General features: G+C 54.2%; 6 protein-coding genes. 4 read left to right on the forward strand and 2 right to left on the reverse strand.

Annotated elements, in window-relative coordinates; all coding sequences use genetic code 11:
- From OXG87_23560 to OXG87_23575, 4 genes are all read left to right on the forward strand, one after another.
- Positions 1-646: hypothetical protein (locus OXG87_23560; GenBank protein MCY3872534.1), on the forward strand; the 646-nt coding region annotated here is incomplete at its 5' end.
- A 14-nt stretch (positions 647-660) separates the two neighbouring features.
- On the forward strand, positions 661-1,761 hold the full coding sequence (locus tag OXG87_23565; protein MCY3872535.1) for a serine hydrolase: 1,101 nt from the start codon (positions 661-663) through the stop codon (positions 1,759-1,761).
- A gap of 32 nt (positions 1,762-1,793) precedes the next feature.
- Complete coding sequence (locus tag OXG87_23570) at positions 1,794-3,515, forward strand: alpha-L-fucosidase (protein MCY3872536.1); 1,722 nt, start codon at positions 1,794-1,796, stop codon at positions 3,513-3,515.
- A gap of 494 nt (positions 3,516-4,009) precedes the next feature.
- Positions 4,010-4,549 (forward strand): zinc-binding dehydrogenase, encoded by a 540-nt coding sequence (locus tag OXG87_23575; protein ID MCY3872537.1) that lies wholly within the window; start codon positions 4,010-4,012, stop codon positions 4,547-4,549.
- A 288-nt stretch (positions 4,550-4,837) separates the two neighbouring features.
- Here the strand turns inward: OXG87_23575 and OXG87_23580 are convergent, their stop codons facing one another.
- A complete protein-coding gene (locus OXG87_23580) occupies positions 4,838-5,068 on the reverse strand; it encodes a type II toxin-antitoxin system HicA family toxin (protein MCY3872538.1) in 231 nt (76 codons plus the stop codon).
- Complete coding sequence (locus OXG87_23585; protein ID MCY3872539.1) at positions 5,065-5,277, reverse strand: type II toxin-antitoxin system HicB family antitoxin; 213 nt, start codon at positions 5,275-5,277, stop codon at positions 5,065-5,067. Before OXG87_23585 ends, OXG87_23580 begins: the two co-directional genes overlap by 4 nt.
- Positions 5,278-5,358 lie beyond the last annotated feature (81 nt).

Raw genomic sequence — 5,358 nt, forward strand, 5'->3', positions numbered from 1 at the left:
AAAGTGGATGCCGATTATGGAAGGTCTGGAACGGGATGTACTCGTCATTCAAACAATTCGAGAGGCAGCGGGACCAGACGCCAAAATTCTCGTTGATGCCAACAATGGCACAACGCTGAATATTGCCCAGCAAATTCTCAAACGGTGTGAATCCGCAAGGATCTACTGGTTTGAAGAAGCCTTCCACGAAGAACGGGGATTCAACGAACCTTTTAAGGCATTTATTCAAGCATCGGGTTATGACACTTATGTCGCGGATGGCGAGTCAGGACCACCCCCGCCTAATTTTTTTGACATGGTAAAACGCGGCTGGATTGACATTGTACAACACGATTTTCGCGCCAGAGGATTGACCTGGTGGAAAGCGACAGCGGATATGATCGCGCCCTGGGGTGCGCAATGTGCCCCGCATTGCTGGGGCAGTATTATCGAGCGATATGCACACGCACATTTTGCCGCATCGATTCCAAATTTCTGTCTATTAGAAGCAGCCCCGGCAGATACGCAGGGCATAGTGCTCGACGGCTGGGAATTTCGAGACGGTCACCTCATCGTACCGGATACACCGGGCACGGGATTTGACCTTGCGCCTGAAACAATTGCAAGAGGAATACGCGAAGAAAGCGGATTTTGCATTTTCATTTGAAAAAGGATAACACGGTGAATAACACACTCGTATTAGCTACCCCCCAGGATGTGGGCATGTCAGCAGACCAACTCGAACGAGCCTTTGGCCTGCTCACAGCCGCCGCAGAAGCCGGACAAATTGGCGCGGCCTCGCTGACGGTTGCGCGGCACGGCAAGGAAGTCTTCGCCCGGGGATGTGGGCAACAGCACCCTCGCACAGGCCAGCCAGTCGATGCGGATTCGATATTTCTCCTCGCCTCAATCACCAAGCCGGTTACTGCCTGCGCGCTGATGATCCTCGTGGATCGGGGTCTAATCTCACTCAACGATCCAGCCATCGATTATCTACCCGAATACACCGGCGGCGACCGCCCCACCGTCAAAGTGCGCCACTTGCTCTCGCACATATCTGGCATGCCCGACATGCTACCCGAAAACACCAGCTTGCGACAGGCGCACATCCCTGTAGCAGGCTTCGTCGAACGGGCACTCCAGACACCCTTGCTCTACAAACCGGGGACAGATTTTTGCTACCAGAGCATGGGCATCCTGCTCGCAGCCGAAATAGTCGAACGAGTCAGCGGACAGCGATTGCGCGATTTCGAGCGCAAAGAGATCTTCGCACCGCTGGGAATGGCGCGAAGCGCATTGGGGATGGGCGACTGGACACTTGAAGACGTGGTGTGGTGTGGCACAGACGCCGAAGAGGACGCAGAACAACAAAGCTGGGGTTGGAATTCCCCGTATTGGCGCGACTTTGGAGCGCCGTGGGGCGGCATGCACAGCACCGGACGCGATCTGGCAATCCTCCTGCAAACCATGCTCAACAGCGGCACTTACGGCAATCAGCGCATCTTCAGCCGCGCCGCAGTCGCAGCCATGACGCAAGATCAAAACGGAACACTCGATGCGCCGTGGGGCCTCGGTTGGGGAGTATGCGGGGCGCGGGTATGGGCCTTTTGGGGCGATCTGGTATCGCAGCGCACCTTCGGACACACCGGCGCGACCGGTACAGTAGCCTGGGCAGATGCGGAGCGTCAACTCAGTTGCGTAGTGCTCACCAACCAGATGGTCGCCGAAGGAAGCCTCCTGCGGCGGGTTTCCAATGCGGTCGCAGCAGCAGTGGTAGAATAATTTCCACCCATACATCATTTCAAGGAGACATCATGAATACCGCAGCAAAAACGCGACAGACCAGACGCGACCGCGAACGCATTGCATGGTGGGAAGAAGCGCGGTTTGGCATGTTCATTCACTGGGGCGTGTATGCGATTCCCGCGGGCAAATGGAAAGGCAAAGCCATTGAGGGCATTGGGGAATGGATTATGCGCCGAGCAGAAATTCCCGCCGCGGAATACGAACAACTCGCCTCACAATTCAATCCAGTAAAATTCGACGCCGATGCGGTTGCCAAACTCGCACGAGATGCGGGTATGAAATACCTCGTTATCACGGCCAAACACCACGATGGCTTTGCCATGTATGACTCCCCGTGCAGCGACTACGACATCGTCGATGCCACGCCATACGGCAAAGATATTATGGCAGACCTATCCAAAGCCTGCCAGAAATACGGCATTCGCCTCTGCTTCTACTATTCTCAAGATCAGGACTGGCACGACCCCAACGCCTCTGGGAATAACTGGGATTTTGATCCCGCGACCAAAGACTTCGCCTATTATCTCGAACACAAAGCCAAACCCCAGGTGCGCGAGTTGCTCACGCAATACGGGCCTATCGGCCTGATATGGTTCGACACGCCCGTCTCTATATCCCTGGAACAGAGCCAATCCCTCTCCCGTCTCGTCCACGGTTTGCAACCCGACTGCCTCGTCAGCGGTCGCGTGGGCAATGGCGTGGGGGACTACGGCAGCCTGGGGGACAACCAGATCCCCACTGGTCGCCTCGAAGGCTACTGGGAGACACCCGCCACCCTCAACGATACCTGGGGCTATAAAACCGACGACCACAACTGGAAAAGCGTAAAAACACTGCTCCATCTTCTCGTCGAACTCACAAGCAAAGGCGTCAACTACCTGCTCAACATCGGGCCGCGCGCCGACGGCAGTGTACCCATGCCCAGTATCAATCGCCTTTGCGCCATTGGCGAATGGATGAAAACCAACAGCGAAGCGATCTACGGCACCAAAGCCACGCCATACCCCTATGAATTTCCCTGGGGCGGCATCACGCAAAAAGACAACCGTCTCTACTTGCTCTTTACCACATGGCCCGGTGAACATTTCACCCTCCTGGGCCTGCGCAACCGCGTTACAAACGCGACCTTACTCGCCGACAAAAGTGCGCACATCGACATCTCTCAAACCCGCGACAGCGATTGCGATATCTTAACATTGCGCCTGCTCGAATGCCCCGACCCAAATGTCTCGGTCGTCGCCCTCGAGCTCGATGGCGCACCCGATGTCGATCAAACTGCCCTCCAGCAAACCGATGGCTCCATCACCATGATCGCCAGCATGGCGAACTTACACACGCCCGAATCGGACACGCAAATCCGCATTGGCGAAACCGGCGTAATCGAAGACTGGTTTGACACATCCAACTGGATCGATTGCGACTTCAAAGTTTTCAATCCCGGCACCTTTGAAATACGCGTTCACACCAGCACGCTTCGCCGCGTCCGCGAATGGACAGGTGGGCACGAAGTGCGCGTTGATATTGCGGGCAAGACATTCCGCAAAACCATCGCACCCGACGTCTGGAGCGACAGCCCCAAAGCGCAGTATTTCCCAGAAGCCGCAACCATTATCGGCCAGGTTCATCTCGACAAACCCGGCCTTCACACCGTCGAAGTCCGCGCCGAATCTATCAACGAAAAATCCCAGGCTGGATTGTCTATCTCAGCCATTTCCCTGATGCGCGAATAGACGAATAGGAGGATCCCATGCCACTGGAAGTATGTGCCCTATCGCCCGAAAAGATGGAATTGCGGGAATACGAGGTACCAAAAGTAGGAACAGGACAGATGAAAGTGCAGAGCATGTACGCTGCAGCCAAGCACGGAACCGAGTTATCGGGCATAAAAGGTGACAGCGCGAAACGCGGACCTTATGACCCGGAACTCCAGGTATTCCCAAACACGGGCAAAGGACGGTCGTCCCGGACGGGCAATATGTTTGTCGGCACTGTAATCGGCGAGGGCGTAGATGGGTTCGCAGAAGGCGACGTAGTGCTGAGTTACGGGCCATTTCGAGAAGTCCATGTCATCTCGACCGAACGGTGCTGGAAAGTACCAGAAGGATTTTCGTGGAAGTCCGCGGTCTGTTTAGACCCGGCGGATTTTGCCATGTGTGCGATCAGAGATGGACAGGTAAGAGTCGGAGACGCTGTGGCCGTATTTGGAATGGGAGCCATTGGCCTGATGGTCGTACAAATTGCCAAATTATCCGGGGCATATCCAATCATCGCGGTCGATCCATTGGAAAACCGCCAAAAAGTAGCTCAAATCTGTGGTGCCGACCTGATCCTCGATCCCACAACCTGTGATGCAGGCGTAGAAATCAAAAAAGCAACCGAAAACCGGGGGGTAGATGTGGCAATTGACTACAGCGCCAATGTACACGCCCTGCAAGCAGCCATACGCGGCGTGGCATTTGGCGGCAATGTAGTGGCTGGCGCTGCGCCAGCACCCTATGGTCCCGGACTCGACCTTGGCGCAGAAGCGCATTACAACCGCCCCAATCTCATCTTTTCGCGGTCCTGCAGCGACCCCAACCGCGAATATCCCCGATGGGACGAAAAACGCGTTTACGCCACCTGCTGGCGACTGCTCACTGAAGGAAAACTGACAGGAGAATCCATTGTAACGCCCATAGTCGCTTTTGAAGACCTCGTCGCAGAATATCCCAAAATCACCAGCAACCCCGAGCAGAATATTAAATTAGGAGCTTATTTTAATTAGTTCTCAGGATTCTTTCGCCATTCGGAAGCGGACTTAGAGCAGATATGATATGCGCTGTTCGAGAATTTTGCCCCGCCAAGATAGAAGCCAACACAAAACAGCCACCTGTGATAGGCGGCTGTTTTCTTTATACCTATTTGTGAATTAAACCACTATCCGTCAGCATGCTCTGTCGCCCACTGTTCGCGTCTCGTTCTCTGGAATAGCGAAGGTTGAATGCCTTTACCCGAGGCATCCTTACCTCAGATCGGCTAAGTATTGACGCCGGTATTCGCATCCACCATGGGATCAATTTCCGAGCAGACCTATGAATGTCTCTCTATCAATTTCGACATCTTTCCGAATTTTGGACATAAGGCCAACGCCGATTGTCTCGCCGCCATGAATAGGCACGACCGTGCCACGCCCGTCCGGGTGCTTCATAATTACATGACTCCCCCGTTGTCTCACAACCTCGAAACCGACTTTCCTCAGAGACCGGACTACATGGGCACCTGTTACCCTTGGCATTCGGGTCATACGGATATTCTTTGAACGCCGACCAGTTCAAGTGGACTCTGAGCGTCTTCGCCTTCAACCTCAAGCCAGAGTGCAATCGCCTCCTCCATCCGTTCAAGCAACTGGTCAATTGACTTGCCCTGGGTATGACAACCAGGAAGAGCAGGAACACTCCCGACGTAATACCCGTCTTCATCCTTTTCTATTACAATAGTGTATTCAGTGCTCATAGGATTTTCCCAAAATCATAGCTTCTTACAATAATGCGCTGATTCAGTATATGCGAGATGGCAACATACTCTACGCGCTGT

The sequence above is a fragment of the Gemmatimonadota bacterium genome, from assembly GCA_026706845.1.
In the GTDB taxonomy this organism is placed as follows: domain Bacteria; phylum Latescibacterota; class UBA2968; order UBA2968; family UBA2968; genus VXRD01.

Bases quoted from the DNA above. Each gene is read 5' to 3' on its own strand.
- OXG87_23570 (MCY3872536.1), top strand. From the start codon at position 1,794: ATGAATACCGCAGCAAAAACGCGACAGACCAGACGCGACCGCGAACGC.
- OXG87_23585 (MCY3872539.1), bottom strand. From the start codon at position 5,277: ATGAGCACTGAATACACTATTGTAATAGAAAAGGATGAAGACGGGTAT.
- OXG87_23580 (MCY3872538.1), bottom strand. From the start codon at position 5,068: ATGACCCGAATGCCAAGGGTAACAGGTGCCCATGTAGTCCGGTCTCTG.
- OXG87_23575 (MCY3872537.1), top strand. From the start codon at position 4,010: ATGGTCGTACAAATTGCCAAATTATCCGGGGCATATCCAATCATCGCG.